Origin of the sequence: Pseudomonas monteilii NBRC 103158 = DSM 14164, assembly GCF_000730605.1 — a bacterium.
Lineage (GTDB): Bacteria > Pseudomonadota > Gammaproteobacteria > Pseudomonadales > Pseudomonadaceae > Aquipseudomonas > Aquipseudomonas monteilii.
Window position 1 is genome coordinate 131,849 of record NZ_BBIS01000009.1, and the last position, 25,108, is coordinate 156,956.

Here is a 25,108-nt window from a genome sequence, read left to right on the forward strand (position 1 = left end):
ATCACATCACTTTGTCGAGCGTGATCGGGAATTCCCTCACCCGTTTGCCTGTGGCATGGTAGACCGCGTTGGCCACCGCAGCGGCCACCCCGACGACGCCGATTTCGCCCACGCCCTTGGACCCCAGTTCGTTGACAATGTCATCGTGCTCTTCAACGAAGATCACTTCGATATCCCCGCAGTCTGCATTGACCGGGATGTGGTACTCCGCCAGGTTGTGATTGACGATGCGGCCCAACCGGTGGTCGGTCAACGCTGCTTCGTGCAGGGCCATGCCCACCCCCCAGACCACGCCCCCCAGGATCTGGCTGCGTGCGGTTTTGGGGTTTATCACACGGCCTGCCGCTACAGCGCTGACCACTCGGGCTACCTTGATCGTGCCAAGGTCCTCGTCGACGTGGACTTCCACGAATACCGCCGAATGGGTGGCGGTGGAGAACGGTTGGCGCCTGGCGCCGGGCTCTGCGTTGATCTGCACTTCGAACGCACCGTCGGGGGCGCTGGCGACGATGTCTGCCATGGCCAGGCGATGACTGCCCGCGTGCAAATAGCCATCGGCGAAAACGAACTGCTGCCGGGGTGTGCTGGCCACTTGGGGGTACATGTTGCGCGCATGTTCCAGCACCTTGGTGCGCAGAACATGGCAGGCCTGGCGCACGGCCGAGCCCACCGAAGACACCGTGAACGAGCCGCCCTGAAGCGGTGCGGTGGGCAGTGAGGAGTCACCCAGCATGAAGGTGACGTCCTGCACCCTCGCGCCGGCAGCGTCGGCGGCGATCTGAGTCATGACGGTATAGGTGCCGGTCCCGATATCGGTGGTGGCACTGCTGACGGTAAGGTGGCCCCGGGCATCGATGCGCGCCTTGGCACTGGCCTTCATCTGCATGGCTTCCCAGACGCCGCCAGCCATCCCCCAGCCGACTAACTGGTTGCCACTGCGCATGCTGCGCGGTTGCGGATTGCGACCATGCCAGCCAAAGCGTTCGGCACCTTGCTGATAGCACGCCAGCAATTCCTTGCTGGAGTAGGGCTTGCCTTCGTTGGCATTGTTGTCGGTGAAATTGCGCCGGCGCAGGTCAAGCGGGTCAACCCGGGCTGCACAGGCGAGCTCATCCATGGCGCACTCCAGCGCAATCATCCCGGACGCGGCCCCAGGTGCCCGCATGTCCAGCGGGGTGTACACATCGAGCGAGGCCAGGCGGTAACTGAGCGCAACGTTATCGCACTGGTAAAGCATGCCGCTCCATTCGACCAGGTGTTCGGTGAAGTCCTCGAAGCGGGAGGTCTGGCCAAGCGCATCATGAGCGATCGCCAGCAAGCGCCCGTTTGCGTCTGCACCCAGGCGCATGCGTTGCTCGGTGCGGGGCCGGTAGCCAAAGGTGAACATCTGCTGGCGGGTCAGGGTGACGCGCACCGAGCGCTTCAGGTGCAACGCCGCCATCACTGCCAGCGGCAACTGGTACTGCGGGCGCAAGCCCGAGCCGAAGGCGCCGCCGACGAACGCCGCGCGCACACGAATGTTTGCCATGGGCAGGCCGAACACCTTGTGCAGGTAGTCCTGGCAGTTCTGCGTACCTTGGGTCTTGTCGTGGATTTCCAGAGTGCCGTCGGCCTTGTAGTGCACGGTCGAGGCATGGGGCTCCATTGGGTTGTGGTGCTCGTTGGCCGTCAGGTAGGTGGCATCCACCTGCAGAGGCGCCCCGGCAAACTGCCCGGCGAAGTCGCCACGCGGCGCCGGTGTTTCGGCGGGTGCCGCATGCGATTGTTGGCATGCGCCCAGGTCTGTCTGGTGAGCCTCCTGGGCATAGTCGATTTTGATCAGCGAGCCTGCATAGCGGGCCAGTTCGAGGGTTTCGGCGATCACCAGCGCCAACGGTTGCCCGCTGTAGAGCACTCGATCATTGAACAAGGGCCGAAACGGCGAGCCCTCGGCAGGGTCGGCATCGCTGTAGTCGTCGTCATAACTGGAGATAGGCGGACGATGGCCATGGTCGAGCACGGCGATAACCCCGGGCACGCGCATGGCCTGCGAGCTGTCGATTTCGAGAACCCGACCGCGGGCGATGGTACTGGACACGACGCTGCCGTGCAGCAGGCCCGTCTCGGGGTATTCGCCCGCATAGCGGGCCTGCCCGGTGACCTTCGCCACACCGTCCACGCGGTCCAGGGGCGTGCCGACTACGGGTGTGCTTGTGATCATGGTCGTGCCCCCCCGTTAGCGGCGCCGCGCGCCGCGTCATCCAATGCCCGCACGATTGCTCGCTGAGCGAGCTTCACCTTGAAACCGTTGTGGCTCAGGGGTTGTGCACCTTGCAGCAACGTTTGCGCGGCGCGGTTGAAGAGCGCTTTTGAAGGCACCTGGCCGGCCAGCAGGCGCTCCACAACCGGGTCCCGCCAGGGTTTGTGGGCAACGCCGCCCAGCGCCAGGCGCGCCTGCTGGATCACTTCGCCATCGAAGGTCAAGGCTGCAGCGACTGACACCAGCGCGAACGCGTAGGAGGCGCGGTCGCGTATTTTCAGGTAACGGTAATGGTGTTCGAACACCGGGGGTGGCAGCTCGATGCCTGTCACGAGCTCATCGAATGCCAGGTTATTGTCGCGCTCGGGGGTGTTTGCGGGCAGGCGATGGAAATCCGCGAAGGGTATCTGCCGTTCACCGGACGGCCCCTGTACGTGCACCACGGCTTCGAGCGCAGCCAATGCCACGCACATGTCCGAGGGATGGGTCGCGACACAGGCATCGCTGGCACCGAGAATGGCATGGATGCGGTTCATGCCTGTACGCGCAGGGCATCCGCTGCCAGGTTCACGTTTGTTGCAGGGGGTGCCGGTGTCGTAGAAGTAGTAGCAGCGGGTACGTTGTAGCAAGTTGCCACCGGTGCTGGCCATGTTCCTCAACTGCGGCGATGCCCCCGCCAGGACCGCGTCTGACAACAGTGGATAATGCCGCTCGATCAGCGGGTGCCATGCCAGGTCGGCATTGCTCACCCTTGCACCGATCAGTACGCCGCCGCCAGGGGTAGCGTGAATACCGTTCAGCCCAAGGCCGGAGATGTCGATCAGGCGCGCGGGGCGAACCACGTTTTCCTTCATCAGGTCGACCAGGTTAGTGCCCCCGGCGATGAAGTGCGAGCAGGCGTCAGCCAGGTTCACCGCTTCGCTGACTGAGGCGGGCTTGTGGTAGCTGAAGGGCGTCATGGGTGCTGCCCTCGTTGTGTCTTGGCCCCATTCGTCATCAACGGTAAGGCTTCTTCCACGGCTGCGACGATGTTGCCGTAGGCGCCGCATCGGCAAAGATTGCCGCTCATCTGCTCGCGAATGGCCTCGCGGGTGTCGGCACGTCCCTCGTGAACCAGCCCGACCGCAGAGCAGATCTGCCCTGGGGTGCAGTAACCGCACTGGAACGCATCGTGGGTGATGAAGGCGCGCTGCATGGGGTGCAGGACGTCGCCACTGGCCAGCCCTTCGATGGTTACCAGGTCGGCCCCGTCGCACATGATGGCCAAGGTCAGGCAGGCATTGACGCGCTTGCCATCGCGCAGCACCGTGCAGGCGCCGCATTGGCCATGGTCGCAGCCTTTCTTGGTGCCGACCAGATCCAATTGCTCACGCAGCAGGTCGAGCAAGGTGACCCAAGGATGCACCTGCAGTGTTCGGGGCTGACCATTGAGGGTCAGACAGATGGGGTGCTCCGCAGCCCCGTTTGAAGCGATCGCGGTCATGGTAGGTCCTCACGGTCAGGGTTCGCGCACTTTGCTGCGTCTCTTTTGTGCGACCGGGCCGGCAGATCAAACGTTCAGCCGGATCGCCGGGGTGCCGATCACTTCTTGCTTGACCAGCGCGCGCCAGGTTTCTACCTTGTCGCGCCAGCGCCGGTCGGTCTTGTGCTCAAGCAACGGCAACAGTGCGCGCAATGTTTCGCTGGCGTCGCCGACCAGGTTGACCTCCATCGGGCAGCGCAGGCTGAGCATGTCGGGTTGCAGGTCGATCTGCACGCCTCGCGCCTGGCCTTCCCTCGGCAAAAACTCGGAATAGGGAAAGCCGGAGCCGATCATCAGCAAGGTGTCGCAGTCGCTCATCAGCTGATAACTGGGTTCGGTGCCGAGGAGGCCGATCGACCCGGTGACCCATGGGAGGTCGTCCGGCAGCACAGCCTTGCCCAGTAGCGCTTTGGCCACCCCGGCGCCGAGTTTTTCGGCAATTGCAATGACCTGCTCTGTCGCCTGCAGTGCGCCGGCACCCACCAGTATCGCCACCTTGTGCCCGGCATTGAGCACCTCGGCGGCGCGCTGCAGGTCTTCGTCGAACGGCAGCACCCTGGGCTTGCTGTAGCCGATGCCGGAATGCACCGTACCGTGGGCCCTCGGAGGTTCGTTGTAGGGGAGGTCCTGCAGGTCGTTGGGCAGGATGACGGCGGTGACGCGGCGTTCGCCGACGGCCGTACGCACCGCACGGTCGAGCAGGTGGCGCACCTGCTCGGGGGGCGATGCCTGCTGAACGAACGCACCGGCAACGTCTTTGAACATCGACAGCAGGTCCAGCTCCTGCTGGTAGTGCCCACCCAATGCCGCCCGGGCCTGACGGGGCCTTGCTCAAGCACGTATCTATACGCGTTTCATACAGAGCCCGGACGTTCACTACTCGGCTTTTTGATCCTGATCAAGTGTGGCAAAGCTGCCAGTGCTAGTGTCCAGCTTAGTTTCGCCACGGGTTGTGCAGATGATCTGGCTCTAAAACCATCAAAGTAGGTTGCTACACATTACCCTGGTGCTATTGGTGCTGGTCTTCGGGGTTGCGGCAGGTCATGGCTGTTCTACCCAGTGCATGACTCCGCAGTAGTCCTTAAGGATGTCGCTATGAGTCTGGAGGAGCATGCACACCCGTTTAAACATCTGGAGATCGCCATGTACATCACTACCAGAACGCTTGTCGCCGCACTGCTGATCGGCAGCCCGCTTCTTGCCGTGGCTGTCGATGAACACCACCCCGATCAGGCTCCGGCGGGCGCCCAAAGCCAGTCGGCGTCAGCCCAGGGCCAGGAAAAGGTCATGGCCGAACAGGTACAAAGGATGCAGGCCATTCACGACAGGATCGCTGCCGCCAAGACCCCGGAGGAGCGCCAGGCGGCCATGCATGACGGCATGCAGGCGATGAAGGATGGACTGGGCATGATGCAAAACGGTTGTGCCGGAAAGGGCATGGGTATGCACATGAAGATGATGGACCCAAAGATGATGGAAATGATGATGAAAATGCTGGATCAGCAGGCCGGCATGATGAGTTCGCCATCCAACATGAAAGACATGCCCATGCAGCGCTCCATGGAGCCGCCAGCCCCGAAGCCAGCCCAATAATCATCCGCCGCGGTTCCGGTTCCGGCCTTGCCCTGCGGAGCGCAAGCGTTCCTGGCAAGGCCTCTCAATATGATGATTATGTTGTTAGGCAATAATGTCATTGGTAGAGGGCCTGCTGATACAACCTCAAATCACAAGCCCCAGCCACATTGCTCCGAGGATGATCAGTTGGCCGGGAACAAGGTATCGCGCAAAACTGAAGCCGCCGTTGGTCAGGGCCAATATACATTTGGTCAACGTGTTGCCGGACAACGCCAGCAAGCCTGGTATTACCAGACTCTCCACACTTAGCCTGCCTACAATGACCAGTGAGGCCACCGAGGCAATTGCTGCATGAGCATCGCCCATACCGCTGACGAAGGCCGCGATATTCACGCCATTGTGGCCAAGATGCTGAAGAAGAAATGCCGAGAACAAGGCGATGCAGGTCAGGGCGACGGTAATGATTAGAGCTGTCCAGAGGCTGAAGGCCCCGTCACCCCGATGTGCTGGCGAGCCTCCGGAGGTGGCACGCCAGGGGGCCAGCAGCAATACACCATAAACCACGGTGATCAAGGCGCCGAGCCCGATCGATGGTGCGAATGGTTTCAGCAGGCGTCGGTCGACGATAGCCAGCACCAGGGCGAATTGCGTGATGCTGGCGAGGTTGGACAGCACCGCTGCCGAGGCGAAGGATCTGGCAGCCGCCTGCTGCCGTCGAGCCTCGTGTGCCAACAGAGCGATAGTGGCAGAGCTTGAGGCAAAGCCTGACGCGATTGCGCTCATCGGCAAGCCATAACGCGGGCCCATCAGGCGCATGGCAATATGGCCTAATGCCCCAACGGTCATCAGCAAGACCACCAGGGTACAGATCGTGCGAGGGTTTAGCACACCGTAAGGTCCCAGGAAACGGTTCGGTGTCAATGGCAGTACCACCAGTGCTATCGTCAACAGCATCAAACCATCGCGCACTTCTTCTTCGCTTAGTTGTTGCAGCACGAAATGATGTAATTCACGCTGCAGTGCCAGCAGCACGGTCAGCACCACGCCTACCGCCGTAGCAAGTTCGGGGTCGCTCAAGCTCAGCGCGCCCAGTGTCAGCACCAGTAGCAGGGCGATTTCGCTGGTGACTTCGGGGTCTTTGTCGGCATGTTTGCGGTAATGCATGCACAGCATCAGCACTAGGCCAATGCTGGCGACCCCGACCAGCACCGGCCCGGCCAGCAACATGCTGACGTAGCCCAGCAGGGCGGTGATGGCGAACGTCCTCAGGCCGGCGGCGGCATGGTCTTCATTGCGGCCTTTCTTGCGCTCGCGCTCAAGCCCCACCAGCATGCCGACGCCTAGCGCCACAGCGCCGTGGCTGACATTCATCGTGTCGAGCATGGCGCCTTCGGAGTGTCCTTGGGCGCGACTTCCGCGCCGCCTTGCTCTAGGGCTATCAAGGCTGGCAGATCGAGTATCTCGACAAGCCTGCCACGCATACTGATGATGCTTAGCGCACGCAAGCGGGCGACCGAACGACACACGGTCTCAAGACGAAGTCCCAGGTACGAAGCCATGTCCTCCCGGGACATGCGCAGCATGAAGCCGTGGGCAGAATAGCCCCGGCTGACGAAGCGCCGTGACAACCCCACCAGGAAGCTGGCCAGGCGCTGTTCGGCGGTAAGGTTGCACAGCATCAGCACCCGCTCATGCTCGCGTACGATTTCTCGGCTCATCAAACGGTTCAGGCTTTGCTGCAGGACGGGAAAGTCGCGTGCCAGTGCCTGCAACCGGCGATAGGGGACAGGGCAAACTTCGCTGTCTTCCAGAGCAATGGCGTCGCATACGTGATGCTCGGTTGCGATGGCGTCGAGCCCAAGCACATCGCCCGCCATCCAGAAGTTGATCACCACGCCCTGGCCTTCGGCGCTGTTCAGGCTGGTCTTGAAGCTGCCACAGCGCACGGCATAAAGCGTCGTCAGCGGATCGTTGGCGTTGAACAGCGCGGCGCCTTTGCGAATGCGCATGCGTGGTCCGATCAGTGCCCCCAGGCAACTGTTGTCATACACGGGCAGACCGGTGGGCAAGCACAGCCCGCTGACACGGCACTCTGTGCACAGGGTTGCTAGCGGCTTGAGATGAATCGGGGTTGCCGGGCTCGACGCTGCAGGTTGGTCGAGCAAGGTCACTTTCAGTAGACCAGTCATTTTCAGGCCTCCTTCGCGCATCGTAGACGTGCCTGGGCAGCCATCCGTGCATTGGCTTTGCCAACGTTGCCCATATCTGGGCGTGGTGACCAGTCGGCGAGCATGTCCCGTGAATGGGGCGCGTTGAGGCGCGCATTCAACCGATCGACGAAAGCTTGCGCTTCGTTGTGCGTATTGAAGCTCACCCGGCAGTCGTCCATGCGGACCCACCAGCGATCCTGTTCAGGATTATTTTCGACGTAGATGTTCATGAAAGCCTCCAAAGAGCATGCATGCGCAAACCAACTGCAAATCCATGCGTAACGAAGGCATCCCTGCCGGCAACAGGGGGTGGGGTAGGGGCGTGATGGCCATTTTCATCACGCCATCGCGCTGGTTGGCGAATGTCTTATGGGCGACTTCGATGGTTTTCATGTGCGCCATGACACGCCTCCGGGGCATTCGATGATTGTTGTTGGTGTGGGGTCAGATTGCGCCGTTAACGGCCAGAAGCTTTGACCAGCATCAAATTTCCGCGCAGTCGGCGTTGCCGTCTGTCCGCCCAGTAATTCAGTTGATAAACATCAAATCCGCCAGGTGCGGGTGATGGATGATCCAGCAACACTCACCAACCGCTGAGGTGTGCCATGGACAACCCGCAAAGACTCCTGCTGATCGCCTCGCCCCTGATGCGGCGCACCCCGGTCTACGACCGTGCGGCTGCGCTGGCCAAGGCCAAGGGCATGGCCCTGCATATCGTTGCTTTTGACTATCTCGAAGGCCTTGCCACAGCGGGCTTGGTCAATGACCAGGCACTGGCTGTGATGCGTGAAGGTTATGTTCAGCAACACCGTGCATGGCTGGAAACCCAAGCGCTTTCGATGCGCCGTAACGGGGTCACGGTCACCACCGAAGTGGTATGGGTGCAGCATCCGCTGGACGAGATCCTCGTCCATCTGCGCGAGCAGCCATTCGCCCTGCTGATCAAGGCCTTCGAGCATGAACCCTGGTGGGTGCGGGCGATGTTCACCTCGCTCGACATTCAGTTGCTGCGCGAAACCCGCATTCCCCTGCATCTGGTGCATCAGGCCAGCCACGCGCTGCCGCGCAAGATTCTGGCTGCCGTGGACCTGTCCCGCCCCGAGGACCAGTTCGAGGGGTTCAACGACCAGATCATCAGCGAAGCGCTGAAACTGGCATTACAGTGCAACGCCCAGATCGAACTGCTATATGCCTACGATCTAGGGTCCATGTACCTGGACTCAAGCGGCAGCCGCGAGCATTCGTTTCTGTTCGATTCCAACCTCGCCCAAACACTGCACGAGGCGCAAAGCGAGGCCTTCCAGGCACTTGCCGAACGCAACGGTATCGCCCCCGAACACCGCCACCTGCGCCTGGGAGACCCGGCCAAGGTGCTGGCGCTGTTCATGGAGAACAATGATATCGATGTACTGGTCATGGGCAGCTACCACCATCACGGCATTGGCTGGTTCATCGGTACCACTACAGAACGGGTGTTGCATCGGTTGTCCAGCAGCATGCTGGTGATTTCACCAGAGCATTCCCAAGGCTGAGAGACAAGGCCCGAGAGGGCCTTGTTTTCAGGTGCGAAGATCGAGTTCGTGGATGATTTCGCTGACATCGCCACCCAGGTAGCGTGAGGCCCACCCCAGGGCCTTGGTCAGCCGGTGCATGGCGTAGTTGTTCGCCAGGTCCCTGGAGATCATGAAGTGAAAGCCATTGCGCTTTGCGGCTGCGATCAGGTGCTGCATCAGCAGCCGGCCCAGCCCCTTGCGTTGCCACTCTTCATTTACGGCTACGGCGCATTCGCACAGGAGGCTGCCGGGAACGCTGGCATACCGACTGACCCCGATCTGGCGCAACTGCCCATCTGCATGGACCAGGGCAACGTAGGCCTCACGCTGGTGATGATCCACTGGCATATGCTGCGCATCCAGGCTCGGGGCACCGCCGCTGAGCCCGGCGATGAAGCGCAAACGCCGGGTCTCGAAGGCGATCGTGCTGAGAAAACGGCGGTCCCTTTCCCGGTCTTCCTCGCGCAGGGGGCGGATCAGCACAGCAGTGCCGTCAGAAAGCTTTTCGATCCAATGCTCGCATGCGTCTGGCTTTTCAGTCTGCTGCCTGTTCATGTCGCCTCCCGCTTATCTGGTCGATGCTTGCCAGAGCTTTTGTACCGTGCTGGGCGGCGCCGGTTCTGACAATCGTCAAGTTCAGGCTCGGCTGGTGGTTTTCTGATCTGCATCAAGCGCGAACAGGCCTGCTTTCGGACAATCGCCTACATCATCACGCCAGACGCGCAAGCCCGGAGGTTCGCCATGGGTCAATATCGACAACTGCTGGTGCTGCTCACCGAGCTCGACCCGCATTCGGCCGCGCTACGCCGGGCCCTGGCCCTGGCGCATGTCAGTGGTGCCAGTGTGCATGTACTGGGCTTGTTCGAACCGACGCAGGAGCACCTGCTGCGCGAAGAGCGATTGAACGAGGCCGATATCCAGCGTCAGTTCGACCACTACCGTGTGCGGCTGGCTGGGTTGGTCGAGCGTCACCGTGGCAGCGGCATCGCTTTGACGGTTGACAGCTTGCAGGCAGAGGACATCCGCAGCCAGGCCATCGACTACATCAGCGAACTGCAGCCTGATATGGTCATCAAGGACAGCGAAGCGACGCCAACCATGGTGCGCCTGTTCAGCACGCCCCTGGATTGCGCGTTGATGCGGGGCTTGAAGGGCATCATGCACTTCGTACCGGCGGCAGCAGCGTCACTGCCCCAACGCGTGCTGGTCGCCGTTGACACTTCCTTCAGCGAAACGCCCGAGGTCCAGGCGTCCTTCAACCGTGGCCTGATCCGCGCCGCGCAGGCGCTTGCACTGCAATGCGATGCGCAGTTGCACCTGCTCTCGGCCTACAACCTTACGGGCGTGTTTGCTTCGGACATGAACGTCACCCAGGCGTGGATCGATGAGATGCGCAGTGCCCTGAAGGAGCCGTTCGACACCCTGGCAGACGCCGAGGGGGTCGCGGCGGAACGCCGCCACTTCATGGAAGGAGGCCCGGTTCAGGTGATTCGCGAGCAGGTCGCTGTGCTGGATATCGACGCGGTGGTCATGGGCGTCGTGCAGCCAAAGGGCCTGGAAAAACTGCTCGGCGACACCACCGAACGCATCGTCAGCCGCCCGCCGTGCAGCGTGCTGGCGGTTCACCCTCAAGCGGCCGAAACCCTGGAGCCCTAGCCATGCAACTGACCTTCCTCGGCGGTACCGGGACCGTGACCGGCAGCAAGTTCCTGCTGACCCGCGACAGCAGCCGCGTGCTGATCGACTGCGGGCTGTTCCAAGGCTACAAGCAACTGCGCCTGCGCAACTGGGAACCGCTATCGGCGGCGCTGCGCGCGCTCGATGCCGTGGTGCTGACCCACGCCCACCTCGACCACAGCGGTTATCTTCCGGTGCTCGCGAAGGAAGGCTATACCGGGCCGATCTACGCTACGCCGGCCACCTGTGCCTTGGCCGAGATCCTGTTGCTCGATAGCGCCCGGCTGCAGGAAGAGCAGGCCGAGCATGCCAACCGGCACGGCTATTCCAAGCATTCACCGGCACGCCCGCTTTACACCGCACAGGATGCAAAGCGCGCCTTGGCATTGTTGCGCCCTGTGGAGTTGCATCACCCGACCGTGATTGCGCCGGGGATGGAGCTGCTGTTGCGCACGGCTGGGCACATACTCGGCGCGGCGACGGTACAGATCAAGGTAGACGGCCAGACCGTGGTCTTCTCTGGCGACCTGGGCCGGCCACAAGACCCGATCATGCGCGCGCCGGAACTGATCAGGACGGCAGACGTGCTGCTGGTGGAGTCCACCTACGGCGATCGCCAGCATCCAACCGAGTCGACCGAGCAATTCCTGGCCCAGGTCATCAACCAGACCCTCCTGCGCCATGGCATAACCTTGGTGCCGTCGTTCGCCGTTGGCCGTGCCCAGTTGCTGATGTACTACCTGTACAAGCTCAAACGCGATGGCCTGATACCCGACATCCCTGTCTACCTCAACAGCCCTATGGCTACCGACGCAACCACCCTGTACCAACAGTTCAGGAGCGAGCATCGCTTGACGCCAGCGCAATGCGCTGCAATGTGCAGGGGCACGCATATCATCCGTACCGTCGATGAATCCCGGCATCTGGATCAGTTGCGTGAACCTGCGGTCATTATCGCCGCCAGTGGCATGGCGACCGGTGGACGGGTTTTGCACCATCTCAAGGCGCTGGCGCCCAACCCACGTAACAGCATCCTGTTCTCGGGTTTCCAGGCCGGTGGTACGCGCGGCGCCGATATCGTCGCGGGGGCGCGCAGTGTCCGCCTGCATGGCGAAGACGTGCCCATCCGGGCCCAGGTGCATGCCATGGAGAACCTGTCTGCGCATGCCGATGCCGACGAGATCATGGAGTGGCTGCGCGGATTCGCCCGCCCCCCTCGCCAGACCTACGTTATCCATGGTGAGCCGCACGCCGCCGACACGTTGCGGCGGCGGATCAGCATCGAACTCGGTTGGCAGGTGTACGTGCCCGAGTATCAGGAAACCGTTGCCATTGACCCAGTGCGCTAGCCTGGGCCGGGAGGTTGTCATGGAAACACAAGCAAGGTCGAAAATCCGGGCCTGGATGCATCGGCCACGGGGGAGCCTGGGTTTGATCGTGGCCATCTTCGCGGTGCTCGCCGTGTTCGCTGCCTACCGGGCGTTGAGCCCGAACTGGCGCCTGCCGATGCAACATCCACTTGTGGTGCTGGCTTTGCTCGCCTTGTGCGTGGCGTTAGGGTGGGTGGTGCAGCGTGGCGTGAAACGCACGGTAGCCAAGACCATATTCAATGGCCACGCCACGGGCTGGCAGGCTCGGCTTGCCTTCCTGCGCTCGGTCACCCAGGAGTCGAACGTGCTTTTGGGCTTGTTGCTGTTCCTGGCGTTGCTCGCTGGCGGCACGCTTTGGCTGGCGGGGCGCTCGGTGGACCGTATCGTGGAGAATTGCACAGACAGCCTGCAGGCCCGGGTGAACACCCTTGAGGATGAAAAGCTCACGGCATTGGTCGGCAAGCCGGTGTGTACCTGCCTGGCGCAAACGTTTCTCGACCGCAATGGGGTGATACGCCTGGCCTTGTTCGAAACGCCGATGCGGGAAGTGAGCGCATACAAGGCGTTGACGGCAGACGATGAACAGCGTTGCCTCGAACAGTTCGACCTGCTGCCTGAAGAGGCCCGGGTGACGGTGCCTTGAATGGTAGTAGTGCTTGCCAGTAGCTGAAACGACCGGCGCCCGACGCGGCGAACGCACAGCGAAGGCGGGGGAATCCGGGGCGGGCAACTCGTGCGGATGGGTATGGCCGGAGGTCGTGTGGCTTGAAGCGGACGGGGCAGCACGGTGGCTGCCCCAGGCACTGGCGCAACGGCGCTTCAGGTCAGGTTGAGGCGATGGATGACCTGGGCCGGATCATCCGGATCGGTGCTGGTGGTGAATCCTGCCGCCTTGGCCAGGTCGCGCATCGCCAGGTTGGCGGCTGAGTCGATCGAGTACATCTGCCGCATGCCCTTTGCCCGGGCATGATCGGTCAGGTGCTTGAGCAACAGGCGGCCCAGTCCATGGTGCTGCCAGCTGTCAAGCACCGTCACGGCGCATTCGCATTCATCCTTGCCGGCAATGGCGGCATAACGCGATATGCCCACCTCCTGCAGTTCGCCGTCCACATGGGCGAGGGCGACATAGGCGGCTTGTCGGTCCTGGTCGACCGCCATCAACTGGTCGAGCATTGCCTCACCGGGCTCCTTGATCTGGCACAGGAAGCGAAAATGCCGCGATTGCGGTGACAGCCGTTCGATGAAGGCCCTTTCGCGCTCCCGGTCCTTGGCTTGCAGCGGCCTGATCAGTACGTGGGTGCCATTGTCGATGGCTTCGATCCAATGCTCGCCCGCAGGCTTGGGAAACGAGGGGGCGGTGTATTGACGGGAGGGTTCTGTAGGAGCCATGGCAATGATCCTCGTGGGTCGGGAATGAACAATGGAGGTTCAGTTTCGACGCTCGACCCTTCGTGGACTTGATAGTTGTCAATTGCCCCGGTCGCCGGCCGCTGTCATCTGTCAGGCGGGGAACAACAGCGGATCATCCGGGCTGGCGCAACCCTTTGTCGGACAGCCAGAAGAGGCCAGGTGAACCAGCTAACTTGTATTAATACCCGCATGTAGAACAGCGGAGGCATGATCATGTCAGGCCCTCTGGATATGGGGGCAAGGCCCCATGTGAAGTGCCTTGCGTGTTCGTTGAGTCGGCTATGCCTACCCGCCAGCCTTAGTACCGAAGAAGTGGACAAGCTGGAGCGAATCGTGCGCCGTAACCGGCCTTTGAAGAAGGGCGAATATCTGTTCAAGGCCGATGAGCCCATGGAGCATGTGTACGCCCTGCGTTCAGGGGCCATCAAGAGTTTCCTGCTCGATGCCGGGGGCAACGAGCGGGTTACCGGCTTCGTCCTGCCGGGGGAGATGCTTGGGCTGGACGCTATCGGTGCCTGGCATTATCGAAGCTATGCACTGGCGCTGGAGGTTTCGCTGGTGTGTTCCATCAGGCTGGATCAGCTCGTCGACCTGTCGGGGCAGATCCCTGGCTTGCGCTACCAGCTGTTGCATATGCTGAGCCTGGGGATTCAGAGTAAGGACGAACACTTGCGTTGCTGCCATGGGCGAGCCGAGCAGCGGCTTTCGATTTTCCTGCTCGGCATGTCGGAGCGCTATCACGAACGCGGTCTGCGCGCAGACGTCTTCAACCTGCCGATGTCCCGAGGTGATATCGCCAACTACCTGGACCTTACCCTGGAAACCGTCAGCCGGTTGTTTAGCCGTTTCACCCAGGCAGGGTTCGTGAAGTGCGTCGGGAGGGAAGTTCGATTGGTCGACTTGCAAGGCCTACTGAACCTCAGCCGGCTGGAGGAGCCCACTTGAGCGCAGCCAGAACCCTGTCGTAGCGTTGGACCGGCCCATCCAGAAGGAGTTGATCCCCCCAGGTTGGCCGAGGCATATGATCGGACCGCAGCCAGATGCGCTGGGGAGAAACTCCTTTTTGCCAACACATGCGCGCCGCCTGCCGGGCCACCTGAGCCGGCGCGCAACCATAGACCGTATCTGGCTGGAACTCTTGCAATTGATGTGTCAGTTGCCGCCATCCGCTGGAGCTGTCGCGCGGCGCTTTCGCTTGCTTGTGAAGCCACGCCCGGCATTCGTTGGGCAGGCGCTCCAGCGGCAAGCCGTCGTGCAGTAACCGCACCTGCACCCAAGGCAGCCAGCAGCGGATTTCATCCAGCATGCACAGTAACGCCAATATTCCTTCACCACGTGTGATCGCCAGTAGCCGTGCGCTCTGCAAGGGCACTGGCCAGGCACTACCCAAAGGGCCTGAATACCCCAGAAGCTCGCCTGGCTGCCCCAGAGGGTGTGCGCTACGGGTGGTCACCAGAAACCGCCCATCCACCCCGGGCAGGCTGACGTAGCTGCAAGGCCAGCGCTCGGTACGATTGGCCAGCAGGCAATACTGACCTGGCATCGCCTCGCTGAACTGCGCGCTGCACAGTGCAAGGCGCAGGCACTGTTGAATGCCCGGGCCCGGTAGGGTTTCAAGCAAGCGGACACTTCTGCTGTCGTCCCGCTCCATAGTCGCCTCGATCTTGTCTGGCTGTGTCGCGCAGTTTTCAGGCTAACCGCATGTCAGAGCGGGACTTTGATCAGTATCAAATCGATAAACGATGGTGGCAGCCAGCTGATTGATAAAGGTCAAACGCAAGGTTGACTGCCAGCGCAATATCGAGGCGTCTCCCAGGGAGGCATTACTCATTAGAGGAGGGCGCCATGTCCGAAGCAGCGAAGAAAGTACCTGTCACTTCCGCAACCACCCAACCTGCCAAGGTTACGCCGCCAAGTACCGAAACATCGGACTTGTGGCGCCCATTCCAGCAGTTGCGGCGTCAGATCGACAGCCTGTTCGACGATTTCGGTCGCCGGCCATTGCGCATGCCGTTCAGCCATACCCCGTTCGATGTCGAGCCATTCTGGCGTCGTGAACTGTTCAGCCATTGCATGCCGGCGATGGATATCAGCGAACTGGCCGATGAGTTTCGCATCAGCGCCGAACTGCCTGGTGTGGACGACAAGGACATCGAGATCAAGCTGGTCAATGGCAACGTTGTGATCCGCGGCGAGAAGCAGGAAGCGGTTGACGAAAAGCGCAAGGAGTACCACCTGTCAGAGCGGCACTACGGCAGCTTCGAGCGGGTCTTCCAGCTACCCCGTGAAGTAGACGTGGAAAAGATTAATGCACAGTTCGCGAAGGGCGTGCTGCTGGTGCATCTGCCCAAGCGTGCAGAAGCGATTCACCCCGAAAAAGTGATTCCTATCAAAAGCAGCAAGTGATTGACCCGACCGATTTCAGGAGCAGGGATGCTCCGTCTTCGCATCCGAACCCATACGCGGGCGCGCCATCGACAAGAGGGGGCGATCATGAACGATTTTCCAGGTACCGAGGAACTCGAAGGATTGGATGCCTGCTGGCGTGCCGCGAACTACCTTACCGTTGGCCAGATCTATCTGCAGAGCAACCCCGTGCTGGCCACCCCGCTGAAGTTGGCCGACATCAAGCCCAGGTTGCTGGGGCACTGGGGCACATCACCGGGGTTGAACCTGATCTACACCCATCTGAACCGGCTGATCCGCCATTACGATCTCAACATGCTCTTCGTCACCGGCCCTGGCCATGGCGGCCCGGCCATGGTTGCCCAGGCGTACCTGGATGGCACCTATACCGAGCTGAACCCTGCGATAGAACGCAATGCGCAGAAAGCTGTACCTGATCGAGCATGGCGAAGACATGCCTGAGGTTGCAAAATGGCACTGGACGCCGCACCCAGACGACTGAGCAGGCGCTATTTGGCTTTCCAGTATTTCTGCATTTCGAGGAACAGGAACGACGCGGTCCAGGTGATCAGCACCAGGCCTGTCAATGCTTGCAGGCCGGTGAGGTACTTGAGATGGCCGGTAGGGGCGATGTCGCCAAAGCCTATCGTGGTGTAGGTGGTGAAGGAAAAGTACACGCAATCCAAGAAGCTGCCGTCGAAGTTGCCACTGAGCGAGCCCCAGCCTTCGGCGTGAGTCATTAGGTAATACACCAGGGCGAAACACCAGACCTCCAGTGCATGGGCCAGCAGCGCGCCGAATACGCCTGCAACGATCCGGAATCGGCTCCACAGTTTCAGCCGCGGTAGCCAGTCGTTCAGGCGCAGCAGGCATTCGTAGTGGATGATCACCACTAGGATCACCACCAGCATGTTGATCAATGTGACGGTGAGCATGGTCGCTACTCGGACTGGAACGGCGTGTCATTTGGCCGCATCGACCAGATTATAGATGGCAGGCTCCTTGGCCTGCGGCAGCAGTGCCGGGAATTCTTCCGGGGTGATGGTTTCCTTGGCCAACAACAGGCGTGCCCCAGTGTCCAGGTCGGCGCATCGTTGCTCGAGCAAGGCCCGGGCACGGGCGTAGGCGTCTTCCACCAGGCCACGAATACCCAGGTCGATTTCGCGTGCAGTCTGCTCTGACTAGTCCTTGCGCTCCTGGCGCAACAACGATTCGCCCAGGTAACTGGCCTGCTGCCGCTCCAGCACTGCCTGGCCCAGTTCCGTGCTCATGCCGAATCGGGTGATCAGCTGGCGAGCAATGTCGGTGGCGCGCCCCAGATCGTCGGCGGCCCCGGTGGACACCTGACCGAATACCAGGCTTTCAGCGGCTCGCCCGGCCATCAGTACGACAATCCGGTCGCGGAGCATTTGCGCGGCACGCTGAGGGAGATTGATAAATGTCAGGCTACGGTGGACGGCGATGCCGATACTGGGGGTGTCTTGAGCATGCGCGAGGGCACCAACATGCAACGCTATCTGCTTGCCGGATTGTCCAGCCTGCTGCTGGCATCGGCATCGGGCTGTACCCCTTGGCACGCTGAAGAATACGACGCGCGCCTGGAGTCGGCCGAGAACAATGCGGCTACCGCCCGGTTGCGGGCCGATCAGGTGTGCTACCGCATAGACCTGGTCGAGCAGACCGCCAACGAGGCGCTGCGCAGAGCGACCCAGGCACAGGAACAGGTCCAGCAGTTGCTCCAGCAGGCCAAACGCAAGTGACCGCCATGTCACGGCGATGGCTGGATCCAAGCTTGTTGATGGTCTGCGTTCTGGCCTTGCTGCTCGGAGGGCTGGCCTATGCGGCGCAACAGCCGACCTGGGCTGCGCTGATCTGGGCCGCCGGCAGCGCGATCATGGCAGCGGTGCTGGCGGTGGAAATGGCCCAGCGTCTGGCCAGGCGTGAGGCGGGCATTGACCTGATCGCGCTGATGTCGATTGGCGCGGCCCTGGCCCTTGAGCAGATGCTGGTAGGCGCAGTGGTTGCACTGATGCTTGCCACGGGCCGTGAATTGGAGACTCTCAGCTTGCGTCACGCCGAGCGCGAGTTGCGGGCACTGATCGACCGGGCCCCTCAGCGGGCCTGGATTCAAGAGCAGGATGGCTTGCGTGAGGTACCGGTGGACGAAGTCCGCGCTGGGCAGAGTGTACTGGTGCGCCTGGGTGAGATCGTGCCGGTGGATGGGTGGTTGCAATCCGAGCAGGCAACCCTGGACGAAGCTGCGCTGACTGGCGAATCGTTACCCGTCACCCGCCATGCCGGTGAGCCGGTGGCCAGTGGGGTGACCAACTCCGGTGCGCCGCTGCTGTTGCTGGCCACGCATACCGCGGCGCAAAGTACCTACGCTGGCATCGTGCGTCTGGCCGAAGCGGCACGTCAGTCACGGGCACCCTTTATGCGCCTGGCCGACCGCTATGCGCTGGCGCTGATCCCGCTGACATTGCTCATTGCTGCGCTGGCGTGGTGGGCCAGTGGCGATGTGCAGCGAGTGCTTGCCGTGCTGGTGGTCGCCACGCCTTGCCCGCTGATACTGGCAGTACCGATTGCCATCATCTCAGGTATTTCGAGGGCTGCACGGCGCAACATACTCGTGCGTGACGGCGAGGTGCTTGAAGCCTTGGCCGGCATCCGCCAGGTGTTCCTCGACAAGACCGGTACCTTGACCAGTGGTCATGCCCAGTTGCAATCGATCGAACTGAAGGGGCAAGGCGTACCCTTGCAGATGCTGCAGTTGGCCGCTTCGTTGGCCCAGTCATCGACCCACCCGATTGCCCAGGCCATCGTTCATGCTGCCCGCCTGCGCAACCTGACGCTGACCGCTCCCGAGCAGGTGCAGGAAAGCCCCGGCCAGGGGCTTGCCGGGATTGTTCAAGGCAAGGCCGTACGCTTGGGCGCCCTGACCTACGTGCAGAACGAGAAGGACGATGGCCGGTGGGCACAGGCGCGTTTGCAGCAACTGGACTACCTGGCCAACAGTGGCAGTTTCGTGGCGGTTGACGGTGAGTTGAAAGCGGTACTGCGGCTGGCAGATGACCTGCGTCGGGAAACCCCCCAGACATTGCGCCGCCTGCGGGCGCGCGGGATCGAAAAGATCGTCATGCTCACCGGTGACCGCCCGGAAACGGCGGAAATGGTTGCGCTGGCGGCGGGTATCGACGAGCTTCGCTCGGGGCTCTCTCCAGAAGACAAGATTCGCCTGGTGCAAGACGGCTGCCGCATGACACCCTCGCTGATGGTCGGCGATGGCATCAACGATGCGCCAGCATTGGCGGCGGCCGATGTCGGGGTTGCCATGGGCGCTTCTGGCGTCACGGCGTCTGCCCAGGCGGCCGGTGTGGTGTTGCTGGTCGATCGCCTCGATCGATTGGTCGATGCCTTGGATATCGCTCGGCACGCCGTGTACATCGCCCGGCAGGGGGTATGGGTGGGCATGAGCCTGTCGTTGCTGGCCATGCTGGTTGCAGCCGCCGGTTACCTGCCCGCGCTAATGGGGGCGGTTTTGCAGGAAGCTATCGACCTGTTGATCATCGTCAACGCCTTGCGTGCGCTGGGCCCCTTGACGGCCAGGCGTCGCAGTGGGCTTGCCATCGAGGACCTGGATCGGTTGCAGGATGAGCATCGGCAACTGGACGGGTTGCTGACGGAGCTGAGCCAGATGGCCTGCGACTTCGCCAAACGCCCCATCGAGCAGGCGCGGGACGACCTGGGCAAACTGGTCACCGGGCTGCATGACCTTCTGGAACGCCACGAGCACGATGACGAGCGTCGTTTGTATCCGCTGCTGAGCCGCTTCATGCCCGGCGAAGATCCACTGTCGGCGATGAGCCATACCCACCGGGAAATCTTCCGACTCATCCATCTTCTTTCTTGCATGAGCCAAGATTTCAGCCGGGCGGCAGCGAGCCCGAGCCCTGATGAAATCCAGCACCAGCTGATACGCCTGGACACCTTGGCCAAGTTGCATTTCGACCAGGAAGAAGCCCTGTACCGGTACCTGGATCAACGCTGAGCGCGGTGTTCAGCGCCCTGTAGGATTGATAAAAATCAAGCACCCAACACGGTGCGGCGGGATGCTGACAACAGTTGTTTTCTGCCCTGGCCTGAACGGGAGGCAATACCATGCCCCACAGCAAAATCCTGTTTCGCTCCGCAGCGCGGGAGAAAATCCTCAGTGGTGCCACCCAGCTCGCCGATGCCGTGCGCGTTACGCTAGGGCCCAAATCGAAATCGGTACTGATGCAAAGCAGTTGGGGTAAACCGACTGTCTGCAACGATGGCGTGACCATCGCCAAGCGCGTCTATCTACAGGATCCAGAGGAAAACCTCGGCGCGCAGATGCTGCGCCAGGCGGCCGAGCGCACTGGTGAAGCGGTGGGTGATGGCACCAGTTTCGGTCGCCAGCATCCTGCTGCTGACCGAGGCAACCATGACCGATATCCCGGAAAAGCCAGCACCTTTGATGCAACCCCCAATCCCTGAGTGATCGGGCGAACTGATCATCGGAGGCTACCATGAGCCACTATCAACGCCTGTTGCTGATCCTGCGCCCAGCATTGTGCCAGTCCTGTGCCTTGGAACAGGCTGCCGCCCTGGCCAGGTCAAGTTCGGCCAGCCTGCACATCGTGGGTTTGCTGGAGTCGCTGGACAACCTCAGGTTCCTGGAGACAGGTGACACTCAGAGCGAGCGGCAGGCTTACCTGCAATCCCAGCAGGACCAGCTCGAGGCCCAGGCCAAGGTGCTGCGAGCCTCGGGTGTGCAAGTGACGACGGAAGTCGCCTGGAGCAGCGATCTGCAGGCGGATATTCTCGAACACGCCCTGGAGATGCAGCCGGATGTACTGCTCAAGCAGGTCGAGCACGAACCGGCGCTCAAGCGGGCCTTCTTTACCCCGTTGGACTGGCAGTTGCTGCGCCATTGCCCGATCCCGGTCTACCTGTTGGGCGCCGCCAGACCGGCCTTGCCTCGTCAGATCGTCGCGGCGGTGGACGTGGCCGATCCATCGCCTGAGGGCCAGGCGCGCAATAACAGCATCATCCAGCAGGCCAATGCGCTGGCCTTGCAGACTGGCGCGCAACTAGACCTGCTGTGCGCCTGTGACCTGACCATGGCCTACATGGGCGACATGGGATATGGCGCCTGGGCCATTGGCGACGTCGGCGAGTCCTTGCGCCACGCCCTGGAGGACGATTTCAAGGCGCTGGCCGACCGCTACGGTGCGCCGGCCGAACGCAGGCACTGCCTGCTGGGCCGCCCGGTCGCGGTGCTGAGTGAGTATGTCGAAACCCACCCGGTGGACGTGATCGTCATGGGCAGGCCGCTTGCCCGGGGGTTGGACCGACTGTTCGGCAGCACCACGGAGCATGTGTTGTACCAGATACCCTGCAATATCCTGGCGGTGTAGGGCCATGCGTCGGGGTTATGCGCCCCAGCCCCGGCGGTTGGCAAGCAACTCGGCGACCAGCGCGCTGGTATCGACGATATCCAGCTGCTGCAGGTATCGCACGGGCAGGCGAAAGGGCGCGATGCTGTCGGCCACCAGTACCCGTTCGAATACACCGCTGTCGAATAGCTCGCCACCAGTGGTGAACAGGCCATGGGTGGCAGCGGCCAGCATGCGGCTGGCTCCGGCCTGCCGGCAGGCCTGGGCTGCGCGCAGCAGCGTCTGCCCCGTGCTGATCAGGTCGTCGAACACGATGACAGTGCTGCCTGCCACGTCACCCACCAGATGTTCGCCGGTCAGGCCCGCCTGCTGGCGATGCTTTTCCATCATGGCCATAGATACCGGGCGCCCCAGCAGGTCCGCCAGAACCTGGCGAAACTGCTCGGCGCGTTTGATGCCGCCGATATCCGGCGACACGACCGTGACTGTCTGCTCACCGAGCAGGGGGGCTAGGTGTTGGGCGAATAGCTCGGTGCATTGCAGGTTCCAGCTCGGGATTCGGTAGGCGTTGTCGAAGGCGCTGGGGTTGTGTACGTCCAGTGCCACCACGCGGTCGACGCCGCAGTTTTCCATCAGGCAAGCTACATGGCGGGTGATGGTCGCATCCTGAAACTCCACCTTGCGGTCCTTGCGGCCATAACACAGGTAAGGCGTGACAGCCGTCACCTGGCTGGCACCGGCGTCCTTGAGCGCACCACAGAAGAACAGCAACCGGCACAGCTTGTCGTGTGCGCTGTGGTGCGCGTCGCCATAGAGCGAGTGAAAGACGATGACCGATCGACCGTCGACCGATTCGCCAGGCCAGCATTTGTGTTCTCCGTCCTCGTAGTCGCGCTCTTCATGTGCTGACAGTTTCCAGCCCAGGCGTTGCGCCACGGCATTCCCATAGGCCTGGCTGCCTCGCAGGGCGAACAGTAACGGCGGTGTGTCATTCATACCCTGAGCTCCAGAGGTCGTTCATAGCAACATAAGCTGCATGGGGCTGTGCGGTTTGACGTTTATCAAATCGGACATAGCCAGCAGACAGACACTCGGCAGGTAAGAGCATGCCAAGGCCTGCGCCCCTGTACCCTGCATGGAGAGTACGCCAATGGACAAACACCAGAAAAGCCACAAGGACAAACTGGATGGCGTGAAACCAGGCGGGTGATCGTTCAACCGTGGATTGCCAGAATGCTGGAGTGAACCTTGTACAGGGTTTGCTCTGTAGTACTGCCAACGACCTTGCTCACCCCCTCGTGGTAGAGCGTACCCATCACCACCACATCGAAGCCATGCTTGTTCGCGTAGTCGCTGACCACGTTACGGGCAGCGCCTCGCACCAGGTGCAGGTGATCTGGCTTGATGCCGTAGCGGCCGCCGAACGTCGCCATGCGCTCGCGCGCGCGACCAGATATTTCCTCTACCAGCTTGTCAGTCCAGGCCACGGGTGCGGCGGCATAGGCAACGAAGCTGGTGCTGGGTTCATAGGCCTGCAGCAGATGCAGTTGCGCCTTGCATCGCTGTGCCAGTGCCTGCGCCGATTGCAGGATGTGGTCGTTGAGTTTGTCGATCACCGGGTCGTGCTCGACAAGATCCACGGCGACAAGTATGCGCGCTGGCAGCTTGGTTTCAGCCTGGGCCACCAGGTGCATCGGGATCGGGCAACGGCGCAGCAACTGCCAGTCCAAGGGGGTGAGCAGGGCACGGCTCAAGGCGGTTTCGTGCCTGATGTCCTTGATCACCATCTCCACCCGGTGCAGTTGGGCAAGCCGGACCAAGTCCGTGAGCGGGTCTTCATCGTCCAGTGTTTCGGCGTAGGCGGTAATGCCCAGTTCGCCCAGCGCCTTCACCTGGTCGGCGAGCCAAGCCTTGCGGTGCTCGGCGTCCTGCTTGCGGGCATTGCTGCGCAGCACTTGGTCCAGTGTGGCCAGGCGTGAGGGCAGTTGACTGAGCACCACCAGGTGCAAGGTGGCGCCTGTCGTACTGGCCAGCGCCTGAGCACGCGTCAGGGCAGGCGAGGGGTGTAGGTCTGGATGGCAGATCAGTAGCAGTCGCGAGTAAGCGTTCATGATGGCCTCCACGGCGATGGCAGCCTCGATGAAGGCCCACCGGTATAGGCCAAGGGTGACGCACTGAGACTTGATGGCCTTGATATTTATCAAGTGCCGCGATGCATCGGGCCATGGCATTGGCTCAAGCGTCAGGTGCCTCCTTGCACGTACTGAGCATCCACACCCCCACTGAGCCTGGCCTGCCCGAGCCAGGGCAGCAAGCTTCACAACCTTCAGCGTGGTGGTGGTCGGCGTGGTGCAGCCCAGACGCTGGGCCAAGCTGATCGGCGATACTACCGAACGGCTCGTCAATCATGCCCCGTGCAGCATTTTGACAGTCAGGCCCCCGTCAGCAGATTGATTCAGACCGTATCGCCGGCTCGGCCATGGCGAATCAATTCCACGCTGAAATCCTGGCGAATCTGCAGGTCGCGGGCGAACCAGTTGGCACAGGAGCCGGAGTCGCTGGTAATGATGGCGTGGTCCGGCAGGCGAGGGGACAGCTCATGGACCACGCGTTGCGGGTTGATCGGGTCAGCCTTGACCAGCGCGCGCTTGGCCACGGTCTTGTCCCACTGCGCACGCCAGGTTTCTACTTTGTCGCGCCGGCACCCACCAGTAGCGCAGCGGTCTGGCAGCTGGAGCCTGGTAAAAGCCGACAGGCTCGAAGGTGAACCGATAAGCCACAAGAATGCAGTGGGCCTTGCACTGGGCCAAAATTTTCCCATCACCCCAGTTTATGCAGGGCTTCTACCAATTGAGCCTTGTTCATGGTCGAACGCCCTTTGAGATCTTTGCTGCGCGCCTCCTTCATAAGGCTTTCCTTGCTTTGCGACTCCAGCGATGCGCGCGAGGTGCGTGAATGCCCCTGGCGAGACTCGGCGGCGCGTTTGGCTGAGTCCGTGCGTGCGGTCTTCTTCTCGCGCGACGGCGTCTTGCTCCCCGAGCCTCCCGGCTTTTCACCGCCACCGGAATGTTTGTTCACGGTGGCCCAGGCGCGCGCTTCGGCTTCGTCCTTGCCCACGCCCTTGTCCTCGTACGATTGCTCGATGTGCTCGGCCTTGCGTTTCTGCTTGTCCGTATACTTGTCCTTGTCACCGCGTGGCATGGCATTGACTCCTGAGTGAGTTGCTTGATCAATGGCGAAACTGAAACGCCGGGCCATGAACGGGAGATCCACCGCCATTCGGCCATTCCACCTAGCTGCCCGATCCTGCGCCTGATCCACTACCGGTTGAGCCACCGCTACCACTCGCCGGACCTGCACCGCTACCGTCCCCTCCGTTCCCGCCGGAGCCCGAGTCAGTGTCGGTACCGTCACCTCCCGTGTTGTCCGTTCCATTGTCATGGGTACCGCCATTACCCGTGCCCATGCCATCGGCTGGTGTTCCTGAGCCTGTCGCACCGCCTTGGCCGTTCATGTGCCCATTGCTGTGCGGTTGCATGCCCGGGGCACGTTGATCGTTCAGGTCTGTGGCGGCCAGGGCAAGTGGCGCCGCGCAACCCAGACACATGGCGAGCAGCAACGCGTACGTTTTTTCTGCGTTCATGGTGAAACTCCGTCTCTGGTTGTTCACCCTGTGTTCGGCCTGCCGTTTACCGAAGGGTGCCCTCAGGGCGACGGAAGGTTCTG

Annotated in this window: 26 protein-coding genes and 5 pseudogenes; 13 read left to right on the forward strand and 18 right to left on the reverse strand. The window is 61.8% G+C overall.

Annotated features, from left to right (window positions below; genetic code table 11):
- Position 1: 1 nt before the first annotated feature.
- The 4 genes and pseudogenes from PM2_RS04445 to PM2_RS04460 all read right to left on the reverse strand — a co-directional run.
- A complete protein-coding gene (locus tag PM2_RS04445) occupies positions 2 to 2,200 on the reverse strand; it encodes a xanthine dehydrogenase family protein molybdopterin-binding subunit (protein ID WP_028698742.1) in 2,199 nt (732 codons plus the stop codon).
- On the reverse strand, positions 2,197 to 3,198 hold the full coding sequence (locus PM2_RS04450) for an FAD binding domain-containing protein (protein ID WP_016714203.1): 1,002 nt from the start codon (positions 3,196 to 3,198) through the stop codon (positions 2,197 to 2,199). The genes PM2_RS04445 and PM2_RS04450 overlap by 4 nt, the downstream gene beginning before the upstream one ends.
- Positions 3,195 to 3,722, reverse strand: coding sequence for a (2Fe-2S)-binding protein (locus PM2_RS04455; protein WP_016714202.1), 528 nt, complete (start codon positions 3,720 to 3,722; stop codon positions 3,195 to 3,197). Before PM2_RS04455 ends, PM2_RS04450 begins: the two co-directional genes overlap by 4 nt.
- A 117-nt stretch (positions 3,723 to 3,839) precedes the next feature.
- A pseudogene (locus PM2_RS04460) lies at positions 3,840 to 4,583 on the reverse strand (thiamine pyrophosphate-requiring protein); the annotation flags it as partial.
- A gap of 273 nt (positions 4,584 to 4,856) precedes the next feature.
- On the opposite strand from PM2_RS04460, the gene PM2_RS04465 reads away from it, so the two are divergent.
- Entirely contained in the window at positions 4,857 to 5,354 is a 498-nt protein-coding gene (locus PM2_RS04465; RefSeq protein ID WP_016714200.1) for a hypothetical protein, read from the forward strand.
- Positions 5,355 to 5,480: 126 nt separating this feature from the next.
- Here PM2_RS04465 and PM2_RS04470 read toward each other — a convergent pair whose 3' ends face one another.
- Genes PM2_RS04470 through PM2_RS04485 form a run of 4 tightly spaced genes read right to left on the reverse strand, consistent with a single transcriptional unit; the run spans position 5,481 to position 7,948 of the window.
- Positions 5,481 to 6,719 carry an MgtC/SapB family protein gene (locus PM2_RS04470; RefSeq protein ID WP_028698743.1) on the reverse strand — a complete coding sequence of 413 codons (1,239 nt, stop codon included), beginning with the start codon at positions 6,717 to 6,719 and terminating at the stop codon, positions 5,481 to 5,483.
- Positions 6,704 to 7,525 (reverse strand): helix-turn-helix domain-containing protein, encoded by an 822-nt coding sequence (locus PM2_RS04475; RefSeq protein ID WP_016714198.1) that lies wholly within the window; start codon positions 7,523 to 7,525, stop codon positions 6,704 to 6,706. The genes PM2_RS04470 and PM2_RS04475 overlap by 16 nt, the downstream gene beginning before the upstream one ends.
- Before the next feature lie 2 nt (positions 7,526 to 7,527).
- The gene (locus PM2_RS04480) at positions 7,528 to 7,776 is read right to left on the reverse strand and encodes a hypothetical protein (RefSeq protein ID WP_033724122.1); all 249 of its coding nucleotides are present in this window, start codon (positions 7,774 to 7,776) and stop codon (positions 7,528 to 7,530) included.
- Positions 7,754 to 7,948 (reverse strand): hypothetical protein, encoded by a 195-nt coding sequence (locus PM2_RS04485; protein WP_016714197.1) that lies wholly within the window; start codon positions 7,946 to 7,948, stop codon positions 7,754 to 7,756. The genes PM2_RS04480 and PM2_RS04485 overlap by 23 nt, the downstream gene beginning before the upstream one ends.
- Before the next feature lie 203 nt (positions 7,949 to 8,151).
- Here PM2_RS04485 and PM2_RS04490 point away from each other — a divergent pair, with 203 nt between their 5' ends.
- Positions 8,152 to 9,078, forward strand: coding sequence for a universal stress protein (locus PM2_RS04490; RefSeq protein WP_028698744.1), 927 nt, complete (start codon positions 8,152 to 8,154; stop codon positions 9,076 to 9,078).
- Between the two features lie 27 nt (positions 9,079 to 9,105).
- Here PM2_RS04490 and PM2_RS04495 read toward each other — a convergent pair whose 3' ends face one another.
- Entirely contained in the window at positions 9,106 to 9,654 is a 549-nt protein-coding gene (locus tag PM2_RS04495) for a GNAT family N-acetyltransferase (protein ID WP_016714195.1), read from the reverse strand.
- Between the two features lie 186 nt (positions 9,655 to 9,840).
- On the opposite strand from PM2_RS04495, the gene PM2_RS04500 reads away from it, so the two are divergent.
- The 3 genes from PM2_RS04500 to PM2_RS04510 are packed head-to-tail and all read left to right on the forward strand — an operon-like array spanning position 9,841 to position 12,789.
- On the forward strand, positions 9,841 to 10,755 hold the full coding sequence (locus PM2_RS04500; protein ID WP_016714194.1) for a universal stress protein: 915 nt from the start codon (positions 9,841 to 9,843) through the stop codon (positions 10,753 to 10,755).
- A gap of 2 nt (positions 10,756 to 10,757) precedes the next feature.
- Positions 10,758 to 12,125: an MBL fold metallo-hydrolase RNA specificity domain-containing protein gene (locus PM2_RS04505; protein ID WP_016714193.1), complete on the forward strand. Its 1,368-nt coding sequence runs from the start codon at positions 10,758 to 10,760 to the stop codon at positions 12,123 to 12,125.
- Positions 12,126 to 12,180: 55 nt separating this feature from the next.
- Complete coding sequence (locus tag PM2_RS04510; RefSeq protein WP_016714192.1) at positions 12,181 to 12,789, forward strand: hypothetical protein; 609 nt, start codon at positions 12,181 to 12,183, stop codon at positions 12,787 to 12,789.
- Positions 12,790 to 12,965: 176 nt separating this feature from the next.
- Here the strand turns inward: PM2_RS04510 and PM2_RS04515 are convergent, their stop codons facing one another.
- Positions 12,966 to 13,535: a GNAT family N-acetyltransferase gene (locus PM2_RS04515; RefSeq protein ID WP_028698746.1), complete on the reverse strand. Its 570-nt coding sequence runs from the start codon at positions 13,533 to 13,535 to the stop codon at positions 12,966 to 12,968.
- A 234-nt stretch (positions 13,536 to 13,769) separates the two neighbouring features.
- Between PM2_RS04515 and fnr the strand changes: the two genes are divergently transcribed.
- The gene (gene fnr / locus PM2_RS04520) at positions 13,770 to 14,501 is read left to right on the forward strand and encodes a fumarate/nitrate reduction transcriptional regulator Fnr (protein ID WP_033740207.1); all 732 of its coding nucleotides are present in this window, start codon (positions 13,770 to 13,772) and stop codon (positions 14,499 to 14,501) included.
- On the opposite strand, the gene PM2_RS31985 is transcribed toward fnr, so the two are convergent.
- Positions 14,476 to 15,207 carry a ferredoxin reductase domain-containing protein gene (locus PM2_RS31985; RefSeq protein ID WP_028698748.1) on the reverse strand — a complete coding sequence of 244 codons (732 nt, stop codon included), beginning with the start codon at positions 15,205 to 15,207 and terminating at the stop codon, positions 14,476 to 14,478. The two genes, fnr and PM2_RS31985, sit on opposite strands and share 26 nt — an antisense overlap.
- 194 nt (positions 15,208 to 15,401) lie before the next feature.
- Here PM2_RS31985 and PM2_RS04530 point away from each other — a divergent pair, with 194 nt between their 5' ends.
- Both PM2_RS04530 and PM2_RS04535 read left to right on the forward strand, forming a co-directional pair.
- Positions 15,402 to 15,962: an Hsp20/alpha crystallin family protein gene (locus tag PM2_RS04530; RefSeq protein ID WP_016714188.1), complete on the forward strand. Its 561-nt coding sequence runs from the start codon at positions 15,402 to 15,404 to the stop codon at positions 15,960 to 15,962.
- Positions 15,963 to 16,049: 87 nt separating this feature from the next.
- Positions 16,050 to 16,382 (forward strand): annotated as a pseudogene (locus PM2_RS04535) (phosphoketolase family protein); the annotation flags it as partial.
- Positions 16,383 to 16,471: 89 nt separating this feature from the next.
- Here PM2_RS04535 and PM2_RS04540 read toward each other — a convergent pair.
- On the reverse strand, positions 16,472 to 16,897 hold the full coding sequence (locus PM2_RS04540) for a potassium channel family protein (protein WP_016714186.1): 426 nt from the start codon (positions 16,895 to 16,897) through the stop codon (positions 16,472 to 16,474).
- A gap of 27 nt (positions 16,898 to 16,924) precedes the next feature.
- A pseudogene (locus PM2_RS29735) lies at positions 16,925 to 17,380 on the reverse strand (ATP-dependent zinc metalloprotease FtsH); the annotation flags it as partial.
- An 87-nt stretch (positions 17,381 to 17,467) separates the two neighbouring features.
- Here PM2_RS29735 and PM2_RS04555 point away from each other — a divergent pair.
- The 4 genes and pseudogenes from PM2_RS04555 to PM2_RS04565 all read left to right on the forward strand — a co-directional run bounded on the left by PM2_RS04555 (position 17,468) and on the right by PM2_RS04565 (position 21,403).
- Complete coding sequence (locus tag PM2_RS04555) at positions 17,468 to 17,722, forward strand: hypothetical protein (RefSeq protein ID WP_024086880.1); 255 nt, start codon at positions 17,468 to 17,470, stop codon at positions 17,720 to 17,722.
- A gap of 5 nt (positions 17,723 to 17,727) precedes the next feature.
- Positions 17,728 to 20,010 (forward strand): heavy metal translocating P-type ATPase, encoded by a 2,283-nt coding sequence (locus PM2_RS04560; protein WP_028698749.1) that lies wholly within the window; start codon positions 17,728 to 17,730, stop codon positions 20,008 to 20,010.
- 110 nt (positions 20,011 to 20,120) lie between these two features.
- Positions 20,121 to 20,390: pseudogene (locus tag PM2_RS29740) on the forward strand (TCP-1/cpn60 chaperonin family protein); the annotation flags it as partial.
- Positions 20,391 to 20,512: 122 nt separating this feature from the next.
- Positions 20,513 to 21,403 carry a universal stress protein gene (locus PM2_RS04565; RefSeq protein WP_016714180.1) on the forward strand — a complete coding sequence of 297 codons (891 nt, stop codon included), beginning with the start codon at positions 20,513 to 20,515 and terminating at the stop codon, positions 21,401 to 21,403.
- A gap of 15 nt (positions 21,404 to 21,418) precedes the next feature.
- Here PM2_RS04565 and PM2_RS04570 read toward each other — a convergent pair whose 3' ends face one another.
- Together PM2_RS04570 and PM2_RS04575 are read right to left on the reverse strand one after the other, a co-directional pair.
- Positions 21,419 to 22,378 (reverse strand): ribose-phosphate diphosphokinase, encoded by a 960-nt coding sequence (locus tag PM2_RS04570; RefSeq protein ID WP_016714179.1) that lies wholly within the window; start codon positions 22,376 to 22,378, stop codon positions 21,419 to 21,421.
- 218 nt (positions 22,379 to 22,596) lie between these two features.
- Complete coding sequence (locus tag PM2_RS04575; protein WP_028698750.1) at positions 22,597 to 23,586, reverse strand: universal stress protein; 990 nt, start codon at positions 23,584 to 23,586, stop codon at positions 22,597 to 22,599.
- 127 nt (positions 23,587 to 23,713) lie between these two features.
- On the opposite strand from PM2_RS04575, the gene PM2_RS31870 reads away from it, so the two are divergent.
- Positions 23,714 to 23,836, forward strand: coding sequence for a universal stress protein (locus tag PM2_RS31870; RefSeq protein WP_371104868.1), 123 nt, complete (start codon positions 23,714 to 23,716; stop codon positions 23,834 to 23,836).
- A 34-nt stretch (positions 23,837 to 23,870) separates the two neighbouring features.
- Here PM2_RS31870 and PM2_RS29745 read toward each other — a convergent pair.
- The 3 genes and pseudogenes from PM2_RS29745 to PM2_RS29750 form a co-directional block, all read right to left on the reverse strand.
- A pseudogene (locus PM2_RS29745) lies at positions 23,871 to 24,080 on the reverse strand (thiamine pyrophosphate-requiring protein); the annotation flags it as partial.
- Between the two features lie 122 nt (positions 24,081 to 24,202).
- The gene (locus tag PM2_RS04585) at positions 24,203 to 24,583 is read right to left on the reverse strand and encodes a hypothetical protein (protein ID WP_019098264.1); all 381 of its coding nucleotides are present in this window, start codon (positions 24,581 to 24,583) and stop codon (positions 24,203 to 24,205) included.
- A gap of 91 nt (positions 24,584 to 24,674) precedes the next feature.
- Complete coding sequence (locus tag PM2_RS29750) at positions 24,675 to 25,025, reverse strand: hypothetical protein (RefSeq protein ID WP_080693994.1); 351 nt, start codon at positions 25,023 to 25,025, stop codon at positions 24,675 to 24,677.
- Between the last annotated feature and the right edge of the window lie 83 nt (positions 25,026 to 25,108).

Coding starts and splice junctions, on each gene's coding strand:
- PM2_RS04505 (WP_016714193.1), top strand. CDS start 10,758: ATGCAACTGACCTTCCTCGGCGGTACCGGGACCGTGACCGGCAGCAAG.
- PM2_RS04480 (WP_033724122.1), bottom strand. CDS start 7,776: ATGAACATCTACGTCGAAAATAATCCTGAACAGGATCGCTGGTGGGTC.
- fnr (WP_033740207.1), top strand. CDS start 13,770: ATGTCAGGCCCTCTGGATATGGGGGCAAGGCCCCATGTGAAGTGCCTT.
- PM2_RS04565 (WP_016714180.1), top strand. CDS start 20,513: ATGAGCCACTATCAACGCCTGTTGCTGATCCTGCGCCCAGCATTGTGC.
- PM2_RS04500 (WP_016714194.1), top strand. CDS start 9,841: ATGGGTCAATATCGACAACTGCTGGTGCTGCTCACCGAGCTCGACCCG.
- PM2_RS04530 (WP_016714188.1), top strand. CDS start 15,402: ATGTCCGAAGCAGCGAAGAAAGTACCTGTCACTTCCGCAACCACCCAA.
- PM2_RS04455 (WP_016714202.1), bottom strand. CDS start 3,722: ATGACCGCGATCGCTTCAAACGGGGCTGCGGAGCACCCCATCTGTCTG.
- PM2_RS04555 (WP_024086880.1), top strand. CDS start 17,468: ATGCAACGCTATCTGCTTGCCGGATTGTCCAGCCTGCTGCTGGCATCG.
- PM2_RS04470 (WP_028698743.1), bottom strand. CDS start 6,719: ATGCTCGACACGATGAATGTCAGCCACGGCGCTGTGGCGCTAGGCGTC.
- PM2_RS04450 (WP_016714203.1), bottom strand. CDS start 3,198: ATGACGCCCTTCAGCTACCACAAGCCCGCCTCAGTCAGCGAAGCGGTG.
- PM2_RS29750 (WP_080693994.1), bottom strand. CDS start 25,025: ATGAACGCAGAAAAAACGTACGCGTTGCTGCTCGCCATGTGTCTGGGT.
- PM2_RS04485 (WP_016714197.1), bottom strand. CDS start 7,948: ATGGCGCACATGAAAACCATCGAAGTCGCCCATAAGACATTCGCCAAC.
- PM2_RS04540 (WP_016714186.1), bottom strand. CDS start 16,897: ATGCTCACCGTCACATTGATCAACATGCTGGTGGTGATCCTAGTGGTG.
- PM2_RS04570 (WP_016714179.1), bottom strand. CDS start 22,378: ATGAATGACACACCGCCGTTACTGTTCGCCCTGCGAGGCAGCCAGGCC.
- PM2_RS04560 (WP_028698749.1), top strand. CDS start 17,728: ATGTCACGGCGATGGCTGGATCCAAGCTTGTTGATGGTCTGCGTTCTG.
- PM2_RS04495 (WP_016714195.1), bottom strand. CDS start 9,654: ATGAACAGGCAGCAGACTGAAAAGCCAGACGCATGCGAGCATTGGATC.
- PM2_RS04445 (WP_028698742.1), bottom strand. CDS start 2,200: ATGATCACAAGCACACCCGTAGTCGGCACGCCCCTGGACCGCGTGGAC.
- PM2_RS31985 (WP_028698748.1), bottom strand. CDS start 15,207: ATGGAGCGGGACGACAGCAGAAGTGTCCGCTTGCTTGAAACCCTACCG.
- PM2_RS04585 (WP_019098264.1), bottom strand. CDS start 24,583: ATGCCACGCGGTGACAAGGACAAGTATACGGACAAGCAGAAACGCAAG.
- PM2_RS04465 (WP_016714200.1), top strand. CDS start 4,857: ATGAGTCTGGAGGAGCATGCACACCCGTTTAAACATCTGGAGATCGCC.
- PM2_RS04510 (WP_016714192.1), top strand. CDS start 12,181: ATGCATCGGCCACGGGGGAGCCTGGGTTTGATCGTGGCCATCTTCGCG.
- PM2_RS04515 (WP_028698746.1), bottom strand. CDS start 13,535: ATGGCTCCTACAGAACCCTCCCGTCAATACACCGCCCCCTCGTTTCCC.
- PM2_RS04475 (WP_016714198.1), bottom strand. CDS start 7,525: ATGACTGGTCTACTGAAAGTGACCTTGCTCGACCAACCTGCAGCGTCG.
- PM2_RS04490 (WP_028698744.1), top strand. CDS start 8,152: ATGGACAACCCGCAAAGACTCCTGCTGATCGCCTCGCCCCTGATGCGG.